Origin of the sequence: Brachybacterium sp. GPGPB12, from assembly GCF_038396325.1 — a bacterium.
In the GTDB taxonomy this organism is placed as follows: domain Bacteria; phylum Actinomycetota; class Actinomycetes; order Actinomycetales; family Dermabacteraceae; genus Brachybacterium; species Brachybacterium conglomeratum.
The window spans coordinates 3,923,823-3,945,193 of record NZ_CP149573.1; the positions used below are offsets into that span (position 1 = coordinate 3,923,823).

At 63.7% G+C, this 21,371-nt stretch carries 21 protein-coding genes, 1 tRNA gene and 3 pseudogenes; 16 read left to right on the plus strand and 9 right to left on the minus strand.

Features of this window, described 5'->3' with window-relative positions:
* Positions 1 to 10 precede the first annotated feature (10 nt).
* The 7 genes and pseudogenes from WKH84_RS22895 to trxA form a co-directional block, all read left to right on the plus strand.
* Positions 11 to 84 (plus strand) — tRNA-Cys (locus tag WKH84_RS22895).
* 44 nt (positions 85 to 128) lie between these two features.
* Positions 129 to 275 (plus strand): hypothetical protein, encoded by a 147-nt coding sequence (locus WKH84_RS22900; protein ID WP_156491183.1) that lies wholly within the window; start codon positions 129 to 131, stop codon positions 273 to 275.
* Between the two features lie 322 nt (positions 276 to 597).
* The gene (locus WKH84_RS22905; protein ID WP_197464198.1) at positions 598 to 1,188 is read left to right on the plus strand and encodes a LysR substrate-binding domain-containing protein; all 591 of its coding nucleotides are present in this window, start codon (positions 598 to 600) and stop codon (positions 1,186 to 1,188) included.
* A gap of 290 nt (positions 1,189 to 1,478) precedes the next feature.
* Positions 1,479 to 1,715, plus strand: a complete 237-nt coding sequence (locus WKH84_RS22910; protein WP_341855221.1) for a winged helix-turn-helix domain-containing protein — start codon at positions 1,479 to 1,481, stop codon at positions 1,713 to 1,715.
* A 2-nt stretch (positions 1,716 to 1,717) separates the two neighbouring features.
* Positions 1,718 to 2,659 carry a cation diffusion facilitator family transporter gene (locus tag WKH84_RS22915; RefSeq protein WP_341855222.1) on the plus strand — a complete coding sequence of 314 codons (942 nt, stop codon included), beginning with the start codon at positions 1,718 to 1,720 and terminating at the stop codon, positions 2,657 to 2,659.
* Positions 2,660 to 2,773: 114 nt separating this feature from the next.
* Positions 2,774 to 3,387: pseudogene (locus tag WKH84_RS22920) on the plus strand (CueP family metal-binding protein).
* Positions 3,388 to 3,481: 94 nt separating this feature from the next.
* A pseudogene (gene trxA / locus WKH84_RS22925) lies at positions 3,482 to 3,781 on the plus strand (thioredoxin); the annotation flags it as partial.
* Positions 3,782 to 4,550: 769 nt separating this feature from the next.
* Here trxA and WKH84_RS22930 read toward each other — a convergent pair.
* On the minus strand, positions 4,551 to 4,886 hold the full coding sequence (locus tag WKH84_RS22930) for a DNA cytosine methyltransferase (protein WP_341857019.1): 336 nt from the start codon (positions 4,884 to 4,886) through the stop codon (positions 4,551 to 4,553).
* A gap of 444 nt (positions 4,887 to 5,330) precedes the next feature.
* Here WKH84_RS22930 and WKH84_RS22935 point away from each other — a divergent pair, with 444 nt between their 5' ends.
* Positions 5,331 to 6,017 (plus strand): hypothetical protein, encoded by a 687-nt coding sequence (locus tag WKH84_RS22935; protein WP_341855223.1) that lies wholly within the window; start codon positions 5,331 to 5,333, stop codon positions 6,015 to 6,017.
* Here the strand turns inward: WKH84_RS22935 and WKH84_RS22940 are convergent.
* From WKH84_RS22940 to WKH84_RS22970, 7 genes are all read right to left on the minus strand, one after another.
* Positions 5,950 to 6,207 (minus strand): helix-turn-helix domain-containing protein, encoded by a 258-nt coding sequence (locus WKH84_RS22940; protein ID WP_341855224.1) that lies wholly within the window; start codon positions 6,205 to 6,207, stop codon positions 5,950 to 5,952. The genes WKH84_RS22935 and WKH84_RS22940 overlap by 68 nt on opposite strands.
* Positions 6,177 to 6,578: a hypothetical protein gene (locus WKH84_RS22945; protein WP_341855225.1), complete on the minus strand. Its 402-nt coding sequence runs from the start codon at positions 6,576 to 6,578 to the stop codon at positions 6,177 to 6,179. The genes WKH84_RS22940 and WKH84_RS22945 overlap by 31 nt, the downstream gene beginning before the upstream one ends.
* Positions 6,562 to 6,876 (minus strand): hypothetical protein, encoded by a 315-nt coding sequence (locus WKH84_RS22950; RefSeq protein WP_341855226.1) that lies wholly within the window; start codon positions 6,874 to 6,876, stop codon positions 6,562 to 6,564. The genes WKH84_RS22945 and WKH84_RS22950 overlap by 17 nt, the downstream gene beginning before the upstream one ends.
* A gap of 434 nt (positions 6,877 to 7,310) precedes the next feature.
* On the minus strand, positions 7,311 to 7,961 hold the full coding sequence (locus tag WKH84_RS22955; protein ID WP_341855227.1) for an ABC transporter permease: 651 nt from the start codon (positions 7,959 to 7,961) through the stop codon (positions 7,311 to 7,313).
* The gene (locus WKH84_RS22960) at positions 7,928 to 8,116 is read right to left on the minus strand and encodes a hypothetical protein (RefSeq protein ID WP_341855228.1); all 189 of its coding nucleotides are present in this window, start codon (positions 8,114 to 8,116) and stop codon (positions 7,928 to 7,930) included. Before WKH84_RS22960 ends, WKH84_RS22955 begins: the two co-directional genes overlap by 34 nt.
* Entirely contained in the window at positions 8,113 to 9,720 is a 1,608-nt protein-coding gene (locus tag WKH84_RS22965; RefSeq protein WP_341855229.1) for an ATP-binding cassette domain-containing protein, read from the minus strand. The genes WKH84_RS22960 and WKH84_RS22965 overlap by 4 nt, the downstream gene beginning before the upstream one ends.
* A gap of 64 nt (positions 9,721 to 9,784) precedes the next feature.
* Entirely contained in the window at positions 9,785 to 10,840 is a 1,056-nt protein-coding gene (locus WKH84_RS22970) for a PEP/pyruvate-binding domain-containing protein (protein ID WP_341855230.1), read from the minus strand.
* A 165-nt stretch (positions 10,841 to 11,005) separates the two neighbouring features.
* On the opposite strand from WKH84_RS22970, the gene WKH84_RS22975 reads away from it, so the two are divergent.
* From WKH84_RS22975 to WKH84_RS23000, 6 genes and pseudogenes are all read left to right on the plus strand, one after another.
* Complete coding sequence (locus tag WKH84_RS22975) at positions 11,006 to 11,401, plus strand: DNA-binding protein (protein WP_341855231.1); 396 nt, start codon at positions 11,006 to 11,008, stop codon at positions 11,399 to 11,401.
* The gene (locus WKH84_RS22980) at positions 11,398 to 12,033 is read left to right on the plus strand and encodes a transcriptional regulator (protein ID WP_341855232.1); all 636 of its coding nucleotides are present in this window, start codon (positions 11,398 to 11,400) and stop codon (positions 12,031 to 12,033) included. The genes WKH84_RS22975 and WKH84_RS22980 overlap by 4 nt, the downstream gene beginning before the upstream one ends.
* Positions 12,034 to 12,043: 10 nt before the next feature.
* Positions 12,044 to 12,490 (plus strand): protein-tyrosine phosphatase family protein, encoded by a 447-nt coding sequence (locus tag WKH84_RS22985; protein ID WP_341855233.1) that lies wholly within the window; start codon positions 12,044 to 12,046, stop codon positions 12,488 to 12,490.
* A 158-nt stretch (positions 12,491 to 12,648) separates the two neighbouring features.
* A pseudogene (mobF, locus tag WKH84_RS22990) lies at positions 12,649 to 16,261 on the plus strand (MobF family relaxase).
* Positions 16,262 to 16,530: 269 nt separating this feature from the next.
* Positions 16,531 to 17,256 carry a DUF1837 domain-containing protein gene (locus WKH84_RS22995; RefSeq protein WP_341857020.1) on the plus strand — a complete coding sequence of 242 codons (726 nt, stop codon included), beginning with the start codon at positions 16,531 to 16,533 and terminating at the stop codon, positions 17,254 to 17,256.
* A complete protein-coding gene (locus WKH84_RS23000; protein ID WP_341855234.1) occupies positions 17,232 to 19,373 on the plus strand; it encodes a DEAD/DEAH box helicase in 2,142 nt (713 codons plus the stop codon). Before WKH84_RS22995 ends, WKH84_RS23000 begins: the two co-directional genes overlap by 25 nt.
* A 112-nt stretch (positions 19,374 to 19,485) precedes the next feature.
* Here the strand turns inward: WKH84_RS23000 and WKH84_RS23005 are convergent, their stop codons facing one another.
* Entirely contained in the window at positions 19,486 to 20,499 is a 1,014-nt protein-coding gene (locus tag WKH84_RS23005; RefSeq protein WP_341855235.1) for a DNA-processing protein DprA, read from the minus strand.
* A gap of 210 nt (positions 20,500 to 20,709) precedes the next feature.
* Between WKH84_RS23005 and WKH84_RS23010 the strand changes: the two genes are divergently transcribed.
* A complete protein-coding gene (locus WKH84_RS23010) occupies positions 20,710 to 21,075 on the plus strand; it encodes a sulfate permease (protein WP_341855236.1) in 366 nt (121 codons plus the stop codon).
* 9 nt (positions 21,076 to 21,084) lie between these two features.
* Positions 21,085 to 21,321 (plus strand): hypothetical protein, encoded by a 237-nt coding sequence (locus WKH84_RS23015; RefSeq protein ID WP_341855237.1) that lies wholly within the window; start codon positions 21,085 to 21,087, stop codon positions 21,319 to 21,321.
* The last annotated feature ends 50 nt before the right edge of the window (positions 21,322 to 21,371 follow it).

The window sequence follows — 21,371 nt, forward strand, 5'->3', positions numbered from 1 at the left end:
CCGGCGACTTGGTGCCTTGGCCGAGAGGATAGGCGGCGGTCTGCAAAACCGTTTACACGGGTTCGAATCCCGTAGGCACCTCCACTTCCCGCTGAGCCCAATAGGACACACGTCGTTGGAGGCGAGTGATGGAGAGCCAGCACATCTTCAACGGTGACATGACACGCGCCGCGCGCATCCTCGTGAAGGTGAGCGCCCAATATATCGCCCGTGAAGCCAACGTGACCAAGGAAGAGTTGCGCGACTTCGAGAAGGGGCGACACGACTTGTCGTAGAAGAAGCAGGAGCGTGTGCGGGCCGCCCTCGAAGAATTGGGGCAGAGTTTCTGCCTGACGGACCCAACGGCGGCTACGGCATCCGTCTGAAGTTCGGCCGTTCCAGGATCTACTCACTTGAACGTTGCGAGGGCGAGGGCGGGCCGCGGCTCACAACAGAGTCTGATCGTCGGACCCAGGCCCATGTGCCCTTCTCGGAACCGGATTCAAACCTACCTTTTCACCTGGAAGATCGCACCACGGCCTCACTGCGCATCCTGGTGCCGTTGCGCCTGGGCCGGCTTTGGCCGTCACACCTTGCCTCTGTTCCAGGAATGGAAGCGTGGGCACGCTGAGCTCATCGAATACAGTCGCCCGACGGACCCGATCTGGGCCCTGCGCGACGGGGGCGATCGATGCCGCACTCATCCGCTCTTCTTCACCCAAACGTGCCATTGGTCCGGGTTTGGAGCGGTTACCGCTGTTCACCGAACGCCTGGTTGCATCGGTGACGAGTACCGACTCGCGTGCCCGGCAGGAGTCGGTGACCCTAGCCGATCTCGCTGACGGGCCGGTGGCGGTCTGCGCGACCGCTCCGACGGCCACCGGGGAGCTGTGGAGTACGACTGCTCGCATGCCGCGCACGATCTCGGTGGCGAACACGGACGAGTGGTTAACCCGCATCGCTGTCGGCGACGCCATCGGCATCACTGCAGAGGCGACAACGCACAATCACCGCGCGCCGGAGGTGGTCTATCTGCCCATCGAGGATGCCCCACGGGTGACCGTGGCGCTGACCTGGCCAGGGCAGAGGAGGAGCCACCCGCAGGTAGGGGTCTTCGCCACCTGCGCACAGGACTACTTCACCCGACTCATCGACATCGGCTCCCCACCCCGCCTGCTCTCCACCGGGGCCGATGGTCAGCTGACGTAGCTCCCCACTGCAGCTATGCGACCGACCATCCCCCAGGTAGCCCATCCTCGGGTGCGACGGGACCCCTGAGTTTCATTCCGTGTCGGAGCAACAGATCACACTCGACAATATCGCTCTAGCGCGATATGATCGCCCTATGACGATGATTCAAGAGGAGGGGGCAACCCTCGACGAAGTGGCGACAGTAGCGTACGCCCACCTGTTCCAGGCATTTGCGGAGCCGACGAGGTTAGCGATCGTGCAAAGACCTCGCCTCCGGGGAGCACCGGGTCCGGGACCTGGTCGAGCACATGGGCCTGGCCCAGTCCACGGTGAGCAAGCATGTCGGCTTCCTCGTCGAGTGCGGCCTGGCGACGATGCGCCCGGAAGGGCGCTCCACCTGGTACTCGCTGGCACAGTCCGAGCTCCTGCGTACCCTCATCGCCGCCGCCGAACGCCTCCTCGATGCCACCGGCACGCAGGCCCTGCTCTGCACGCACCTGCGACTCCCACATACCCACCACGCGACAGATACGGACAAGAAGTAGACATGGGCGCAGGACACAATCACGGCCCCGCCGCCAGCGAGACCGGTCACCCCGGAGATTTCCGCAAGAAACTCTGGATCGCATTCTCGATCACCGCGACGATCGTCGTCGCCCAGGCCATCGGCTCGATCATCACCGGCGACCTCGCACTGCTGACCGACACCGCCCATGCCATTACCGATGCCTCCGGGTCGCTGGTCGCACTGATCGCCGCGACGCTGATGCTCAAGCCCGCCAACTCCAAGCGCACCTGGGGGTTCCGGCGTATCGAAGTGATCGCAGCCCTCGGACAGTCGGCACTGTCGCTGGCGGTGGGCACCTACGCCGCCATCGAAGGCATCCGGCGACTGTTCGAGCCGCCGGAGGTGCCCGCAAGCGAACTGCTGATATTCGGCATCATCGGCCTGGTCGCGAACATCATCGCCATCACCATCCTCGCCTCCAGCCGCGGTTCGAACTTCAACATGCGTGCCGCGTTCCTCGAAGTTCTCAATGATGCCCTCGGGTCGCTCGGAGTGATCATCGCGGCGATCGTCATCGCCACGACCGGGTTCATGCAGGCCGATGCCATCGCCGGACTGCTTATCGCCACATTGATCGTGCCTCGCGCGTTCAAGCTCATGCGCGAGACCACCGGCGTCCTTATGGAGTTCACTCCCAAGGGCCTCGACCTCGACAAGGTGCGTTCGCACATCCTCGAACTTGACCATGTCAAAGATGTCCATGACCTGCACGCCTCCACTGTGGCGACCGGCCTGCCGACCCTGACCGCCCACGTCGTCGTCGACGACGAGTGTTTCACCGACGGTCATGCCGCGCAGACGCTCCACGAGATCAAAGATTGCGTCGCAGGACACTTCGAGGTCTCCATCCATCACTCGACCTTCCAGATCGAGACCGAGCACATTGCCGAACATGAACCGGAAATCAGCAAGCACGACTGAACGCAGTGCCCCCTCCCGGGCTCGTTCCGGGGGCTTCCGCGTCACGCAGGTAGGCACTACCCCTATGGGGTAGTATGGCCAATTGGCACCACGGCAGACACGGCAAGGAATCCCATGAAAAACTTCAGGCCATTCCCGAAGTACGGCGGAACGAAAACCGCTGCAATCACCGTCGTGGTCGGCGCTTTCCTGCTCACCGGATGCACGGCCGCCAACGACTCACCCTCAGCCTCCTCGGCCAGCGGAGCCGAGATCCTTGCCGAGAACGGTCTCGATGGCCTCGACGTGCGTGAGCTGGTCGAAACGCTCGATGCGATCCCGCTGGACGAACGCACGGAGACCTTGACCACGTCGATCACTGCGGAGGCGGTCACGCTCACCGATCAGCACGAACACACGGCAGAGGTGCGGTTGCCAAGTAACGAGATCTACGTATCCGTCGCCCCGTATCGGTCGCAGACCCATGATTGCTACTACCACAGCCCGACCGGATGCCTGGGTGAGCGCGCAACGCAGACGTGGCCGTCACGGTGACGGATGCGACGACCGGCGAGACGATCGTCGACGAGGAGATGAGAACCCTCGACAACGGCTTCGTCGGGATCTGGTCGCCCCGAGGCATCGAGACGTCGATCTCGATCACCCACGACGGCCAGACCGCCACCTCCAAACTTTCGAGCGTCGACGACGATGCGCAAACCTGCTTGACCACGATGCGACTGGCCTGAAACCAGCACCACGGGAATACCCCCAGGGGGTAGGGTGTTGTGGTGTGCGTGCGGTCTATCGCACGCAACGTGTAACAGGAAGGAAATCAGTCCCATGAGCGAAGTCACCACCGTCGACACCCAGACCTTCGATGAGGTTGTGCTCCAGAGCGACGTTCCCGTTCTCGTGGACTTCTGGGCGACCTGGTGCGGCCCGTGCCGTGCAATCGCGCCGGTCCTGGACCAGATTGCTGCCGAGCAGGATGGAAAGCTTCTCATCGCCAAGCTCAATGTCGACGAGAACCCCGACATCGCCTCGCGCTACAACATCAGTTCGATCCCTGCGATGAAGGTCTTCGACAAGGGTGAGATCGTGCGCGAGATCATCGGGGCGATGCCGAAGCCGCAGATCGAGCAAGCCGCCTCGACGGTATTATCTGAGGCTCGGCCGTCGAACTGTTCCCGAACTCCGCCGATCGTTGCGCGGCAGTTGACGATCGCCCAAATCAGCGTGGTTCCATACGTAGTCCAAGACTGCGCAGGGCAAGGAGCGCTTGAAGTGGCAGGACCCCGTTACCCAACGCGGTGTTCTGCTGATTTGCAGTCAGATCACCCATCGGGTCGGTGATCCATCCGACTGGCAGACCTATAAGCCATTCCACGAACTCCGGCGACGAACGTGGCCCTCTGTCCTCGTTCAGAACTGCGGGGGCAGGGGCGCCGCGTCGGGTGATGTGCTCCCATCGTGCGACGGCGTCGGCGTATCGCCCCCAGCGACGAAGATGCTGTCGACTAGCGCGAACAGGGTCTCCGCGCGTTCGAGTTGATGGTCGAGCCGCCCGGTCCGTTAAGTGCGAGGTCGATTATCTGATGACTCAGTGCGATAGTGCCGCCGCGGGCTCTGACCGTCTCCATCGTCTCTCCGCCCCGAGAGGAGTCCGTTGCTAGCGGCGTCCGGAACAGCGCCCCTGCGGTAGGCGACGATGAAGATACGGAAGCGATGGTGATCAGCGCCGGAAAGTGAAGCCGGTAGGCCGATCCATCGTGCGTCATACCGCAAGTCGGCCAGGTCTCCGAGTACGGCGCCTGCCGTCCGAAGAGGTCGGGCTGATGCGTCCCCCAGACCGCACGGGTCGGATGCCAAGTCGCAAACGGTTGCATGGCCAGCGGCTGTAGGATCACGGTCAACGGGTCCACTTGATACCCCTTCGCGGGTCGGGTAGCGGGGGCCGAGAGCAACCCCTTACGTTCTCGATCACGACGCACGCGGGTTGCGGCTCCTCGATTGCGCGTGCCATGCACGACCAGAGCCCCGAGCGAGTACCTGGCGCGATGCCTGCACCCTTGCCGACGATTGAGACGCCCTGGCAGGGGAAGCCGCTTATCACGATTTCGACCGGCGGTACGGTACTCCAGTCTATGACGGAGATGTCGCCGAGGTTTGGGGCATCCGACCAATTGTGAGAGAAGACTTGCGCGACCGAGGTGTTGATCTCGGAGAACCAGACCGTATCCCCCACCAGTGGCGTGTTCGACGGCAAGGTCGAGCCCTCCGTACCCGCTGAAGGTCGAGCCAATTCGCGGCGAGGAAACGGGGGGAAGTGCGACGTGCAGACACAAGTTGCTCCGGGTGATTGGCTTTCCCGGTGCTGAGCGGTTGCCTGCCCTACCGGTCTGGTTGTCGCCAGGTAAGCGAGTCCGTCTCCGGCGCCGAACTTCTCCAGCGCTTCCCACTCACCTCCCTGTCACCTGCGCGACCCTTACCGGGCTTCCCACGGCATAATTTTTGGCTCGGCGTTCTCTCGTCGCCAGCCTGATCACCTACCGCTCAGAGTTGGTCCACACCTCTTGCAAATCGCGGGAAACCTAGGTTGACACGGTGCAGTCTGGTCGGGAGGGAGCCGATCACCTGGGTGTCGAAGGGTCGTGCCGGCACGCGTCGTGCGGGCGTAGAGGAGACCGTCATGGCGGAGCAGATGATGCTCGTGTTGGCCGAGGACGAGCGGAGCGCGGTGGCTCAGGAGCCGCGCCGTTACGGGAACTACCGCGAGGACATCGGCGCCGACCTCTGGGACTCGCACGTCCTCCCCGAGCCGGGCGAACCCGACCCAGCGGGCATCACGCCGCAGGTGGAGAAGATGATCGACGGTCACATCACTGTCGGCGAGGACTGCGCATCTCTCGCCGCCGCGTTCGAGAGCACCGCTCCGGTTCTGCTGACCCTTCCGAGCATCCAGCTCATCGAAGACGCCCTGTCAGAGGCTTACCCCGATGGCCTTTCCCCTGAGGTCGCGCGCACGGCGATGTTCTGCCGCATCGCGCACCGCCGCCTGACCCAGGCTTCTGCCGCGGATGCGCTGGACGAGGCCGTTGCGGTCAATGCGGAGATGCAACCCGTCGCAACCGCGCCGGCTGAAGCGGCGCTTGCGCAACGACTGGAAGAAGTGAACGCCACACTCAGCCAGCGGCTCGTGCAACTGCACGGCGACCAGGAGAGCTTGAACGAGCGCGTTACGGCGCAGCAGCGTCAAATCGAGCAGTTGCGCAACCAGGGCGGGAAGCGCAGACGGCTCCCGAACCCGTTCAGCTCGACCTTCGATTCTGGACAGTCTCGACGCCCGAGTGGGACAGGCCTGGGACGCACGCTGTAGTCGAACCGGCGATGCCGCGGGGCTGGTCGTGATGGCGGCGGTACTGCGTAGCCAGCATGATCCGGTAGCGGCTCGGGGTCAGGCCGGTCGCCTGTCGGAAGGCTTCGGAGGCGCGGTTGCGTGACTGCCATCCGACTTTGCGGCCCGCCTGCTCGATCGTCAGATCGGTCTCCCGCAGCGACCGCGCCATCTCCTCAACCCGCAAAGCATCGTCAGATACGCCAGCGGTGTCTTCCCGTAGGCGTCGGCGAACACCCGTGCGACCTGCTTGGTGGATAGATGCACCATCTCGGAGAGATCATCCAGCGTCCAGGGGTTGGCGATCGCGCCGCTGAGCGCGGCACGCACCATGTCGGCCTCCGCCCGTGTCGGGGCGAAGCGCCGCACTCGCGGATGCACCGGCAGGCTCCGCGCCCGCTGCGAGGGCGAGACCCGATGGTCGGTCACTCGGATGTGCGGGGCGATGCGATCCATCACGTTGAACCAGAGTGCCTGCATCCGATGGAACCGGGCGTGCGCGTCATCGAGGCTGAGCCCGACAAGCTCATCCAGCCACGGCATGAGTAGCCCCGCGTCTTCGCTCGCCGAGGCGGATGATCTGCGCCGGCTCGGTGAAGGTCTCCTTGACGAACACCGGCGCATCCAGCCGGTCGTAGACGATGCCGGCGTACTGCCAGAACGCCTGATCGATCACATAGTCCGTGTCCGCGTAGATCGTGGTGACCGTGATGTGACCTTCGGGCTCGGAACCGCAGAGGACGTTCGGTCCGAGCAGGATCACGTCGCCGGGGCGCACCGGCTTCTGCCCGAACTCACTGAACAAGATCGCTGATCCATCTCTGACGATGATGACCTTCACGCAGTCATACGCCAGCGGCCCGATAGGGCGATGGATCGTGTGAGTGCGCGCCAGCAGAGGCTGGAAGCCGTTACCTCCGGCTTTCATCCGACTGCCTGTAAGTCATGCAGACCTCTGTCAACGGCGTCTCTCCGATGGCAGATCGCGTAGCTGAGCCAGAAAGCACGAGATGGTGTCGGACAGTTCTCGCTCAGCATCGGTGGTCACCAAAGGCGGCACGGGTCCAACGATCGCTGTGGACTTCTTCCTCTTGTCCATAATCAAGGAAGTCGCCAGTCAAGAGTCGCTGGCTTTGTGACTCCGCAGAACCCCGTACATCCAGAAGTTTGAGATCGGTGACGAGTCTGGCGCGGCGGTGGGTCGGGCGACTGGTAAGGGTGAGTGCTTGTCGGCTATGGCCCGCGCCGCGCCCGGGTGAGGTAACGGTGCGACTATCAACGTTTGCGGTTGTAAGCGGCGATCGCCAGCGGGCAGAAAACGATCAAGATTCCAGCCGACCAGAGGATGGTCTGGATGATCGAGTTTCCAGTCGGCGCACCGGCCAGCAGTGCTCGGGCAGAGTCCATCGCGTGAGTAACGGGGTTGACGTTCGCCCAGGCTTGGAGCCATTCAGGGAGCGTGTCAATGGGGGCCGCGAGACTGGAACCGAGCATGAGTGGGATGAAGACGATGAACGCGAACGCCATGACTGCGCCCTCGTCTTTGACCAGCACCCCGAGGAACACCGTCACCCAACTCAGGCAGAATCCGAACGCGAGCACGAGCGCGACTGCGGCCAAGGCTGATCCGGTATCCGTCTGGACGCGGAAGCCCATGAGGTAGCCGATACCGAACAGCAAAGCGATGGCGATGACGTAGCGCACCATGTCCGCCATGATCGACCCGAGCAGTGGTGCTGATCGTCCAATGGGCAGGTCGCGGAATCGGTCGAAGACGCCTTTCTTCATGTCGATGTTGATGCTCAGGCCGCTGGAAAGCATCCCTGAGAGTCCTGCGCCCATGACCACGATTCCGGGGAAGAGATAGAGCAGGTAGTCGTCGGTGGAGCCTGCTACTGAGCCGCCGAACAGGTAGACGAACAGCAAAGCAGGAAGATCGCTGGTGTGACGACTCCGTTGACCAGTGCGCCGGGGTTCCTGGCGGACTTGGCCAGGCTCCGGCGGGCCAGGATCAGGCTGTGCCGTAGTAGCCCCGCTGGGCGTCTCTCAGAACTGGTGGCTGTGATGGAGACGGTGCTCATGCGTGGCTCCTTTCGGCCTCGTCGGTCTTGCCGCTGGTGGCGGGTGCGCCGGTCAGGGTGAAGAACACTTCGTCAAGGCTGGGGAGCCGTAACGCGAACTCGGCAACCTCGATGCTCTCCGCTTCGAAGCGGCGGGCGATGTCGAACATCGCCCGGTCACTGTCAACTGGCGCGACCAACTCTTGTTGAGCGGCGTGCTCGACCGGGTGGCCGGAAACAGCGGCGAGGATGGCGGCGGCTTTCTCCACGTCTACGGGATTCTTGGGGCGAATGGCGATGGCCTGCCCACCGACGATCTGCTTGAGTTCAGGCGGGGTGCCGTGGGCGATAACGCGCCCGTGGTCGATCACGCTTATCTCGTCGGCCAGCGCGTCGGCTTCTTCGAGGTACTGCGTCGTCAGGAGGACGCTGACGCCATCCGTGGTGAGTTCGCGGATGATCCGCCACAGTTCTTCGCGTTTGCCGGGGTCGAGGCCGACCGAGGGTTCATCGAGGAACACGACGCGAGGATGACCGACCAGGCTTGCCGCCAGATCGAGGCGTCGGCGCATCCCACCGGAGTAGGTAGCCACGGGCTTTCCCGCGGCCTCCGTCAGGCCGAAACGATCCAACAGCGCGTCTGCTCGGCGGGCGGCCTCGGGTTTCCGCAGGTCGAGCAGACGCCCGATCAGGATCAGGTTGCCTACTCCTGTGAGTTCTTCGTCCAGCGTCGCGTACTGGCCGGTCAAACCGATGATCCGTCGCACCTTGGCCGCGTCGCGGGTTACGTCCATGCCGCCGACTCTGGCGGTTCCGGCATCGAGGCCGGTCAGGGTCGCCAAGATGCGGATCGCCGTTGTTTTCCCGGCCCCGTTCGGGCCGAGGACGCCGAGAACGGTTCCAGGGCGGGCACGCAGATCCACGCCGTCCAGCGCAGTGTGCTTGCCATACCGCTTCACCAGCCCCTCGGCCTCGATTACATAGTCACTCACTCGAATCTCCTTGTCTTTCTCGCGGCGTTCAGGGGCGCGCGGCGTCTTGGGGAAACCCGTCCATTGCAGTTCGGGGCGAAGGTGGCTCATGTCGTTGAACATGGTGATGCTCGGCGGCGGCTCGGGCCGGTTCTCGATCACGGTCAGAGCGGCGTTGGCGCCGCTGAGGCCGAGCCACCGCACCGCCGGTGCGTCCAGGGCATGACGGATGAGCCACGCGATCGGGTAGGCATGGGTGATGAGCACTTCGTGCGCATCGTCGTCGCCCTCGGGCGGTGTGGCGAATCTCGCGGTGAGGCTCCGGGCGATCTTGTGCCCGGCCTCGGCCTCGTTGGTGTCGTAGCCGTCGAAGAACGGCACCCACGACGGTGGAGTCTCTTCCGGTGTGGGCACGTAGGGTACGTGGTCGATCAGCTCGGGTGCTCCGCTGACGGGCGCAGTGCCAGTGAGGAAGATGTTGAGTTGTTGGGCGCTATCGGCGGCTCGTGGCAAAGGCGAGTGGTACACGGCGTCGATGGGAAGATGCGCCAATCGCTGACCCAGCAGGCGGGCCTGTTCGTGCCCGGTGTCGGTGAGGTTGCCGAACGCGTCGGCGTCACCGTGCCGGGCAATGTAGAGATACCTGGTTGCCATGAGTGGGTCGGGAGCATCATGACGATGCTCCCGCTCTCCTTTCAGTCGGGGGTAGGGTTTGAGGTCAAAGAACGGTCACAGTTCCGGCTGTCCCGTCAAGCGTGATTCGGTCACCGTTCTCGATATGGGCAGTGGCGCCGTCGATGCCGAGCACGGCAGGGATGCCGTACTCGCGGGCGACGATCGCGGCGTGCGAGAGCGCGCCGCCGGTCTCGGTGACGACCCCGGCGGCGACAGTGAACAGCGGCGTCCAAGCGGGACCGGTGTACGGGCAGATCACGATGTCACCCGCGCGGACAGTCGGGAAGTCCGAAGGCCCGCGCACGACACGAGCCGCCGCGGTGACGGTTCCGTGAGAACCCGGAGTGCCGCTCAGCACCCCGGCCTGATCGGACGAATCATGAACCTTGCGGGCCGGAAGCGCGGCGGTGATCGGACGTGCTTGAAGAATCCAGACAGTGCCGTCAGCAACCGCCCATTCAACGTCTTGCGGCCCGCCAAGCGCAGTCGCGATCCAGCCTCCCAGGTCGGCCAAGGCTGTGACCGTGGCGTCGTCCAGGGTGCGCGCGGATTGCCGGTCGGGGGCGACGGCACTGGTCGCGACACCGCCGTGCTCGTGATCCAGGTCGACACGGGTCTGCTTGCTTCCCGCCGAGAAGCCGACGATCCCGTCCGGGGTGACCTCGTAGGCGTCGGGGGCGACGGTACCGCCCACGACTGGCAGACCCAGCCCCCAAGACGCTTCGATCCGCGTCGGCTCATCGGCGTGCTGAGGGGTGAACATGACTCCTGAGACATCGGCCTCGATGACCGGCCGCACGAGCACTGACATGCCCGAAGCCTGCGGCGACGTGTCACCTGAGCGAGTCCAGTAGTCGCCCACTCGCGTGGCGCGGGCCGAAGCCCAGCAGGTCGCGACCGCCTGGCACACATCGTCTGCGCCGCGCACGCCGAGGACGGTCTCGTACTGGCCCGCGGCCGACGCCTCTGCGCTGTCCTCGTCCGTCGCCGATGACCTCACGGCCACCACAGGGTCGCCCATCCGCGCCAGTTCACGGGCAACCGCATCGCGCAACGAGCGCCCGACCTCGATGCCGGTCTGCTGGATGCCGCTCGGCACGACGAACCCATCGGGTACCGGCGCCCCGCGCGCAGCAAAGCACTCCGAGCGTCGCCGCTTTCCCGCCCGTGTCCGTCCGGCTCGCCTCGGAGAGCGTTGTGAGCATCACACCACCAATCAATGAAGTATTGACAACATTGTGTTGATCGTAGCAGGATGGGTGGCATGGAACGCAAGCACGACCTCGAACGACCCGGCCCCGCCGACCATGCGCAGGCCGAGCGTGAGCGCAACGCCCAAGGCATGCTTCTCGACAAAGGTGCAGACCAGTTGGAGCCGCGGCCGTGGCGACCTGAACCGGCTCCGCCGTCAGCGGTCGAGCTGACGCAGTACGCCCTGTGGCGTTCATCCGAACTGACCCCGGATGAACTCCTGGGAGCGCTCTCGTTGCTCCCGGCCGCTCGCGCCGAGGTCGAGAGCGTGGAGGTCGGTCTGCTCTTCGCCGCTCGCAACGAGGGGTTGACGTGGGCGCAGATCGCCGAGGCGATGGGGTTCCGCTCGCCACAGGCTTGCCAGCAGTACGTCAACCGTCTCAGCGCCAGGCAGGACAAGCGAGTATGACCCATCATTCCGCGGCGTCACTCCTCGTGCCGCACGCCGTGCGCCTCGTGGGGTTCGCCGACAGTGAAACGGTTGCCGAGCGTGCCGGAACGAGCCACACCGACACACTGCGCCTGTTGAGCGCCGCGGAACATGCGGGGTGGGTGCAAGACGTCGCGTTCGCTGACCTCGATGGCTGGTCGCTCACCGACTCTGGCAAGGCAGAGAACGAGCGCCAACTCATGGCAGAACGCGGGAGCGCCGACCCCGACGGCGTAGTTGCGGCCACCTATCGGGTCTTCCTCCCACTCAACGCTCGTTTGTTGCGAGCCGTCACGGACTGGCAGATCAAACCGACCGAAGCGGATCAATTCGCCCCCAATGATCATTTCGATCGCGCATGGGACGGGCGCGTTCTCGAAGAACTCGCAACCCTCGGAACGGAACTTGCTCCTTTGATCGAGAATCTATCTGCCGTTCTCGCAAGGTTCGACGGCTACGTCGCGCGGTACGAGTCGGCGTTACGCAGGGCCATGAGCGGGGAACTTGACTGGATCGACAAGACCGACATCGACTCCTGCCACCGCGTCTGGTTCCAACTCCACGAAGACCTCGTCGCAACCCTCTGTATCGACCGACGAAATGAAGCATAGGCACCGCGACATGAACGCGATCGAGACATGGGAAACCGGTAACGGCGTGGTTGAGTTTCCCGATGGCCGCCGGGTTCGAGGGCGTGGCCTACTCGCGCCGCTTCCCAACGGACTCGATCCTCAGTTCGGGTTCTATCTCCTGGGACGCGCCCCGCGTATCGATCTCTGGCCACACCGCTGGGTTCTATGGCAGGACTTCTCCCTCCCGACCTCCACGGCTGACGCCGTCGCAAGACTCCATGAGGCGTACGAACGAGCCGCAATCGAACGGGTCGAGATCGCCTGCGACGGCGGCATAGGCCGAACGGGAACGGCCTTAGCCGCGCTCGCCATCATCGGTGGGGTACCCGCCAATGCCGCCGTGGCCTGGGTAAGAAAGAACTACCATCCGCAAGCGGTGGAAACCCCGGAACAACGACGCTGGATCGGCAACGTCTCCTCGCAATTGAGAACATAATCACTACTCATTTCTGCTTTCATCATGGCGACAGCAAAGGCGAACGACCCCGATTAACATAATGCGATCGATACTGAACCGTCTATACACAGAGAAAGACACGCCGCTCGGACATTGTCACCGTTCTGCATGGTGACTGCGCGGTTCACCTGATCTGCATGACGGTCTCGATGCGGGTGATGAGTGCGGGTGACGGGTACAAGTACCTGCTTCGCACGATCGCGCCGCCGACGGCGATCGCTCCCTCTCGACCCCGCTGACCAGGTACTACACGGAGGAGGGAACACCACCGGGCACTTGGATGGGGTCGGCTCTGCACGGCCTCGGCGACGGGCAGATCGTTCACGGCGATGAGGTCTCAGAGTCGCAGTTGCAGTTGCTGATCGGCATGGGCCGCGACCCCGTCAGCGGCGACCCGCTCGGGCGGGCCTTCCCACGGTACGTCTCGGTCGCGGAACGGATCGAGCGGCGCGTCGCGGACCTCGACCCTGGCCTGGGGATGGGTGAGCGTGCCGAGCAGATCAGCCAGATCGAGGCCGAGGAGATCGAGCGGGGCAACCGCCGTTCGGTTGCGGGCTTCGACTACACGTTTTCGGTGCCGAAGTCCGTTTCGGTGCTGTGGGGCGTGGCCGACGCCGGCACGCAGGCCCTGATCGCTCAGGCGCATCACGACGCGGTCGCCGAGGTCGTGGACTTCATGGAGCGCGAGGTCGCCGCGACCCGCACCGGCTACACCGCCGCCGATGGCGCGGTCGCCCAGGTCGACGTGACCGGCCTGATCGCCACGGCCTTCGATCACTACGACAGCCGCTCCGGGGACCCGCAGTCGCACACCCACGTCGTGATCTCCAACAAGGTCCAGACCGCGTTGGACGGACGCTGGCGGTCGCTGGACGGGCGGCCCATGCATGCGGCGGTGGTCGCGCTCTCGGAGCATTACAACGCGGTTCTGGCCGACCGCCTCACCGGCACGCTCGGCGTGGAGTGGGAGGCGCGGGATCGGGGCCGGGACCGTAACCCGGCGTGGGAGATCACCGGGGTCAGCGAGGAGCTGATCGAGGAGTTCTCCTCCCGCGCCCGCGATATCGATGCCGAGGCCGACCGGCTCATCGCCGCCTACACCGCCGAGCACGGTCGCCGGCCCTCGGCGCGGACGATCGTGCGCCTGCGCGCCCAGGCCACCCTCGCCACCCGCCCCGAGAAGCAGGTCCACTCCCTGGCCGACCTGACGAGCGGCTGGCGCGAGCGGGCCGGCCGTCTACTGGGTGAGGACGCGACCGGCTGGGCCGGTGGTCTCCTCGCCACGGCGCAAGAGGTGCGGCCGTTGCGGACTGATGATGTGCCGTTAGAGGTGATCGCCGAGCTCGGCGCCTCGGTGGTCGAGGTTGTGGGCGAGAAGCGCTCGACCTGGCGGCGATGGAACCTCCACGCCGAGGCAAGCCGACAGTCGATAGAATGGCGGTTCGCGACCGCGAGCGACCGGGAGGCCACCGTGGGGATGATCGCCGATGCCGCCGAGCAGGCCTCACTGCGGCTGACGCCGCCCGAGCTCGCTACCAGCCCGGCCGCTTTCCGCCGCCCAGACGGCACCAGCGTGTTCCGGCGCCGCCACTCGACCGTGTTCTCCTCCACGGTGCCGCTGAAGGCCGAAGACCGTCTCCTGGAACGCTCCCGCACCCTGACCGGCCCGATGGTCGAGGTCGAGACGGTCGAGAAGATCACCGCGAAGCCCGACCGGGAAGGGCACCTGCTCGGCGACGACCAAGCGGCGGCGCTCACCCAGATCGCAGTCTCCGGCCGGGTTCTCGACGTGTTGGTCGGCCCGGCCGGTGCCGGGAAGACCACCGCCATGGCGGCGCGGCGCGCCAGGCATGGGAGAAGCGAGACGGGAAGGGCTCGGTGGTCGGGCTTGCGCCGTCGGCGGTGGCCGCGCAAGTTCTCGGTGAGGATCTCGGGATCGCGACCGAGAACACGGCGAAATGGTGGCAGAACCATCTGACCCAGGGCACCACGTTCGAGGAAGGTCAGCTCGTCATCATCGACGAGGCTTCCCTTGCCGGCACCCTGTCGCTGGATCGCATCACCGCCCTGGCGGCCGGCGCGGGTGCGAAGGTGCCGCTGGTCGGCGACTACGGGCGACTCCAGTCGGTCGATGCGGGCGGGAGTTTCGGGATGCTCGTGGCCGACCGCGACGACGCTCCCGAGCTCGTGGACGTGCACCGCTTCGTCCACGAATGGGAGAAGACCGCCTCCTCGATCTGCGCCACGGCCGCACCCGCGTGATCGACACCTACGCAGGTCACGGCCGCATCAGCGATGGTGACGCCGAGGACATGATCGACGCCGCCTACACCGCCTGGCGTGCCGACCGCGACGCCGGACGGGCGTCGGTGCTGATCGCCGAGACCCGCGAGGACGTGACCGCGCTGAACGCGAGGGCCCGTGCCGACCTGATCCTGGACGGCACGATCCGCCCCACCAGAGAGGTCGCGCTGGCCGAGCGCACGTCCGCAGGGGTCGGGGACACGATCATCACCCGCCGCAACGACCGGCGCCTGCGCACCGGCACAGGCCGGGGGTGGGTGCGCAACGGCGAACGGTGGCAGGTCACTGACGTGCGCGATGATGGGTCGATCACGATCCGCAAGCCCGGCCGAAGGTTCGGGTCGATCGTCGCCGCCGGCCGACTACGTGGCCGAGCACGTCGATCTGGGATACGCCGTCACTGCGCATAGGGCGCAGGGCATCACGGTCGATGCCGCACATGTGCTGGTCGAGCCGTCCTCGACCCGTGAGAACGTCTACGTCGCGATGACCCGCGGCCGCGAGTCCAACCACGCCTACGTCGTCCTCGACCGCCCCGACGACCACGCCGCACCGCACCCCTCGGACAACGAGGAAGCCACCGGCCGCTCGGTCCTCTACGGAGTGCTGCAGCACTCGGGAGCCGAGCTCTCCGCGCACGAGACGATCACCGCCGAGCAGGACCAGTGGGGCTCGATCGCTCAGCTCGCCGCCGAGTACGAAACCATCGCCGCGACCGCCCAACACGACCGCTGGGCCGCCCTCATCCGCGACTCAGGCCTGACCGAAGAGCAGGCCGACGCCACGCTGGGCTCGGTCGCGTTCGGAGCGCTGACTGCCGAGCCGCGCCGCGCCGAGGCCAACCACCACGACGTCGATACACTCTTCCCGCGCCTGGTGGTCGCTCGCGGCTTCGATGACGCCGAGGACATCGCCAAGGTCATGCACTACCGTCTCGCACGCGCCACCGCCCAGCCGGCCGGGTCGGGGCGCACGAGGAAGACCCCGCGGCTGATCGCCGGCCTCATCCCGCACGTGCAGGGCCCGATCGCGGCAGACATGCTCCAGGCCTTGACCGAGCGACGAGAGCTGATCGAGACCCGCGCCGACGCGATCCTCGACACCGCCCGCCAGACCGGCGAACCGTGGACCCAGCCGCTCGGTGACCCGCCGTCCAGTGACCGCGAACAGGCACGCTGGCGACGTGACGCCCGGACCATCGCGGCCTACCGCGACCGCTACCAAATCAGCGACGACACCCCACTCGGCCCGGCACCCCAGAGCGCGGCGCAGAAGATTGACCGCGCCCGCGCGGCCGGGCGCCATACGTCGGGTAGCTGCGGATACTCCTCAGACCGGAGACTCTGTCGCCCAACGTTCTGTCAGCGTCAGGAGGCAAGAACGATCCCTGTGACATCTGGTGACACTCACGCCAGAGGACCTCTTGGCTACAGCCGAAGAGGATAGGATGTGACTCAACCGCATGGTCGCGGCACGCGTAGCTATGACAGCAACTTCGACCTCATGGGCACCTCCGTTGAGCGTCTTCAGCTATCCACGGAGGTAACTGTCGGCAATGGCTACGAAGCTCCCAGTTCCTGAGACGATCCTTGAACTCGTCGTAGATCACACCGACAGTCTCTTACCATCTGCAACGTTTTGCGCCGGTTTCGAAGATGGAACATGGCGCTCCGATGACCTCAGCGTCGACCTGATCAATTGGGCAAAGAGATTGGATTCTTCCTACGCAAGAACTGGAAGGGTACAACCACGCTACTGGCACAGCACTGCTCGGGAAGGCTCTCAGTCGTGTCTACGCCACCATCGACTTTGAGAGAAGAGGAGAAATTGGTGAACTCCTCCTTCACATGATTCTGCGCAAGTTCTATGGAAGTTCGCGACTTATATCCCGGATCTACTTCAAAGACGCCGCCAACGACACTGTCAAAGGTTTCGACTGTGCCCACATTGTCGATACAGGAGCCTCCGGGGAACTAGAACTCTGGCTTGGCGAATCGAAGCTCTATAAGGACAGCTACGGTGCGCCCAGCGCAATATATGATGAGCTGAAGCTACATCTCAGTCGCGACTACCTGCGGTACGAATTTGCCGCCATAACCGACAAGATTCCTGACGACTATCCTCACCGGGACAAGATCACCGCGCTGTTGTCTCGAAAGACCTCGTTGGACAGAACATTCAAGAGTGTCGTAGTTCCTATCTTCATTTCCTATGACAGCGAAGTCGCGGGCAGGCACAAGGAGAGCACTGAGGAGTACCTCGCTGATCTACGAACCGAGGTCATGAACAACTGGAAGAGCCTGCGAGACAGGTACGAGAACTGGACACTTCCTCGTCAGATCAGGGCACACGTGTTTTTCTTCCCAATGGACACCAAGGCCGAACTCACGTCCGCTTTCGATGGGAGGTTGAAAGCATGGCAGGCTCTCACGCAGAACTGACATCTCTGCTACGCGGTGAGGTTGACGACGAGTTTGAGATCCTATCCGATATTGTCGCTTTCACTTCAATTAATGGCATCGGATCTGAAAGCACGGATCTTGTAATTCGAGCGCTTGAGAAAATCAGTAGGACGGGACCCGAGGGCGAAATCCTTCGAAGTCTAGCAATGATGCACGGACTGTACCCCTATGCCGTTCAAGGTGCAGACCATGACTCTCTTCGGGATGCGGTCATCATGGAAATGAACCGACCCAACCCAGCCTCTGAGACCGTCTTCCACCGCATTCAGTCTCAAGTATTTCACCGCCTGGTTGAAGGAGAGAATGTAATTCTCTCGGCGCCAACCAGCTTTGGAAAGAGCGTGGTTATAGATGCACTAGTTCAAACTGGCAGGTACAAGAACCTGGTACTCGTGGTTCCTACCATCGCACTTCTGGATGAGACCCGCCGACGCCTCTCCCAATTTCGTGAGTACAAGATTGTCACCCACCCGAACCAGGAGTTGAGTGAACGCAACATCCTGGTCATGACACAGGAGCGGTTGCTCGCGGTTCCTCAACTCCCTGCGGTTGATTTGTTCTTCATTGACGAGTTCTACAAGCTTGCGGAGGAGAGCGAAGGCACTCTAGAACAACGCGCATCAATGTTGAATCAGGCATTCTTGCGACTCGCTAAGACTGGCGCCCAGTTTTACTTTGCGGGTCCAGTCGTGGAGGGCCTCGCATCGGTCCTCCCTTCTAACCTTCGTGCTTCTTTCATCAGAACTGATTTCTCCACCGTTGTCGCTGACACCAGAAAAATCAAGGCTTCAAACGACGAAGAACGCCTCGCGATAGTAGCCGAATTGATTGGTTCGTCCTGTGACCCCACGTTGGTATATTGCCAAAGCCCAGCAAAGACGCGAAAGGTTTTGGAAGCGCTGATCGAACAGCGGTCAAGTGGCGCGACCGTTAGTCGGGGCTTACCGGAAGTAGCCGAGTGGATCGAAGAGAACTACCATCCGGATTGGATTGTCTCAAGAGCGCTGCGACGTGGTGTGGGTGTGCATCATGGACGCCTTCCTCGTTGGCTCGCACAAAAGATGGTACAGGGATTCGAAGACGGTGATCTTGACACGCTTGTCTGCACGAACTCTCTGATCGAAGGAGTCAATACCCGAGCAAAACGCATCATAATTCTTGATCGCAAAGTTGCTAATAGGGCATACAACTACTTCACATTCGCTAACATACGTGGCCGTGTTGGCAGAATGTTTAAGCATTTCGTGGGTGAGATCGTACTCTTTCATGATGCCCCGACGAGAGAGTTTCCCGAGATTGACATTCCTGGTGTCAGCCAAAGCGATATTGCCCCGAGTTCACTACTCGTGCAGATCGACGAAGGAGATTGGAGCGACGAGACCAGGGAGCGGGTGTCACCTGTATTAGAAGAGTCGGGCCTTAGCCTGAAGGTTCTGCGCTCGATAAAGGGGGTGGAACCGGAAGCCGCAACCGAGCTTGCGAAGCATATTCGCACGTCGCCCACGTCACGGCTTCAGCCGCCGCAGTGGTCTACTTCCTACCCAAAATGGGCGGAGCTTCGGGCAGTCTGCGAACTGATATGGAACTACATTCCTCCTTCGTATCATCGTGGGCACGGCGCATACAGCGCGCGACAACTCGCTTATCAAGTCAATCAAGCGTCTCTCGTTGAAGGCCGAATGAAGGACATTATCGCGGGGTTTGTTGAGAACGAGCATGACCAATCTTCCAGCGTTGACGAGAAGATTGAGGCGGCGTTCGATTTCGTGCGGTACTGGCTAGACCACAATTTTCCCACTGCGTTGAGGGCGCTCGATGTAGTCGTGAGTGAGATTCTTGAGGAGCGCGGATTGGAATCTGGGTCATTCGACGGTTTCGCGGCCCGAGTTGAGAGCATGTTCTCCGCTCCGCATCTCACTACGTTGGAGGAGTACGGCCTGCCTCTTGAGATATCGCGACAGTTGGTACGCGGACTTGGGAACTTCCGAAGTCTCGATGAGATGCTTGAAGCAATTCAGGTGTTGCGTGGCACAGAGAGAATACCGCTTACTAGTTTTGAACGTTCGCTTCTCGGAGAAGTAGTGGCAACGATTTAGTTTCCGCGCACTCAACCCATCAACCGAGTGAAGGGCACCTCTGCCGGGATGACTGCGCTCCACAGAGACGGCTTCTCGCACGTGTGGTCTCGACGTTTTCAGCGTGGCGATCCTAGAACTGACGAATTGTCGGCAACCCGAAAGAAGCGGGCTCCTGAGTCTCGAACGGCCGATAGGTCGCCTGGCGGTTCAGCGGCCGGCCCGGATCATCCAGCGAATCCAGCAGGACGGTCACGTCCGCGGTATCGGTGATGATCTCGGCGCGTCCGCGCTTGATGAGCTCATGCGGCCCCACGCTCGCCGCCGACGTGACCGGGCCGGGGACCGCTCCGACGGCGCGGCTATGCCGGTGGGCTTCTGTTGCCACCAGCAGCGATCCCGACCGGAAGCCTGCCTCTGGGATCACCGTCGCGCCCGAGAGCGCACCCAGCAGACGGGCGCGGGCCATGAACCGCCACCGGGTCGGCGTCGCCCCCGGAGGAGCCTCGCTGGCCAGCATCCCCAGATCGCCGATCCGGGCCAGCAGGTCCGAGTTCCCGCGCGGGTAGGGACGGTCAATGCCGCCGGCCAGTACCGCGATCGTGCCTCCACCGCCGGCGAGTGCCGACCGGTGTCTTGCGGCGTCTCTGCCGTAGCCGCCGCCGGCGACGATGGTGCGCTCCTGTTGGGCCAGGTCTCCGGCGAGATGCCCGGCGACCTGGACGCCGTACTCGCTGGCCGCCCGGGAGCCGGTCATCGTGACCCGATCCGTGAGAGCGCCTGCGAGGAAGGAGGTCGCCCCGTGTGTCCACAGCAGGTACGGGGCGCGGGAGCCGAGGTCGTTGAGCGCGTGCGGCCAGTCCGTATCGGTCGGGATGAGCGTGGACATACCGGCTCGTTCCGCCTCCGCGACCCGTGAGGGGATGTCGCCCTCAATGCGCGGGGCGACGCGGTTGCGCCAGGCGATCGCATCGGCGCGGTTCATCTCCGGCACCGCGGCCTGGTCGTCTTCGAGCGACCGGAGCGTCTCGACCCCACCGAGTCGGTGCAGGATGCGGCCGGTGGCCGCGTCGTCAGGCTCGGCGATCATCGACAGCATCATCCGTGCCTGCCGCTCACCCTTCGCCTGCTCTGCCAGCTTCGCCATGATCTGTGTCCCTTCCCAGACGGTCACCGGCAAGGTGCACCGCCAGCGGCCGAGCACGGCCCGCGGGGGCTACCGCGCGTCGTACGCGCGGCGTAGAGTGAGAAGCACAGAGGCAGATTCGCCCCTCACCATGTAGGCCCCCTTTTTGGGGCCGTCCTTCGGGACACTCCACACGTACTGCCTCACCACAGTTACGTGCTTGGAGGCATCATGTTCCGACTCATCTGGTTCGCCAGCATCCATATCCGCGTCTTCATGCGCCGCCGGATGCCGACCAACATCGTGCTCGACAAGGTCCGCACCCGTCGCGGCCTCAAGTGGGGCATCCCGGCGATCTTGCTCGCGATCCCCTACCTCTACGCCGCGAGCCTACTGACCGTCATCATCCGTGACGGCGGGCCGGGCTGGCTCAACCTCATCGTGCTGGTCGCGATCTGGTCGGCGCTCAAGTTGCTCTGGATCGGCCCCGTCAGCCTGGTTCTGCTCGCCCGCGTGCGCATCCACGAGCACACCGAGCGGCGCACGGAGCGTAACTCTCGGGAGCACGTTATCGCCGAACCGACGGTCTCGGCGTAGGAGTGCACGATGGGCAAGTACGTGAAGAAGACCTCGCGGCGTCGGTACGACGAACGACATTTCTCTATCAGGGCGGTGCATCGCGAACCACCCGATCTGCACAAGCTGTCGGAGATGCTGATCCGTCTCACGTTGCAGGAGATCGGAGAATCACGAGCCAGTCGTCGCGCCGGAGAGGTTCCCGAGACCTACCGAGAACCCACCCCCGCCGAAACAGGAAACGAGCACAGACCGCCGCAGGCCTGATCACCCCGGTCATCGGGATCAGCATTCGCGCCTGTCGCTCACGAAGCGGC